1 protein-coding gene is annotated in these 536 nt (G+C 75.6%); it reads right to left on the bottom strand.

The features are described from left to right. Positions 1-536: DbpA RNA binding domain-containing protein (locus ACLD7X_RS18220; protein WP_411425098.1), on the bottom strand; the 536-nt coding region annotated here is incomplete at both ends.

The raw sequence follows: 536 nt of genomic DNA, 5'->3' as shown, positions 1-536 counted from the left end.
GCGGTCGCCTTCGGCGCGCGGAGCGTAGGGTTTGCGGTCACCCTCGGCCCGGGGGGCATAGGGCTTGCGGTCGCCTGCGGCGCGCGGAGCGTAGGGTTTGCGGTCCCCTTCGGCCCGGGGGGCATAGGGTTTGCGGTCGCCCTCGGCGCGCGGGGCGCGGGGTTTGCGCGGTGCTTCCGGTGCCGGTTCGGCGCGGGCCGCTTGCGGTGCGTCGGGTGACTCGCCTGCATCGTCCTCGACGATCCGCGGCGGCTTGCCCGCATAGGCGGGGCGTTCGCGCGGGGGCGCCTTGCGGACCGGGCCGCCGTGGCCGCCCAGAGGGGGTTCGCCCTCGATCCGCGTCATGGCGATGCCCGGCCCGATCTCGACCCCGGCGGCAAAGCGCCCGGCCAGTGGCGCGGCGATCTGGACAAAGGTCTCGTCGTCCTGCACGCGGATCGCGCCGATGGCATCCTTGCCCACGCTGCCCGCGTCGCAGATCTTGGGCAGCAGCCAGCGCGCCTCGGCCCGACCCGACCGGCCCACGGTCAGGCGGA

It is taken from the genome of Aphanothece microscopica RSMan92 (assembly GCF_046613545.2).
GTDB lineage: Bacteria > Cyanobacteriota > Cyanobacteriia > PCC-6307 > Cyanobiaceae > NIES-981.
Note: the sequence above shows the minus strand (reverse complement) of the source record. Positions and strands in the feature narration are given on the sequence as shown.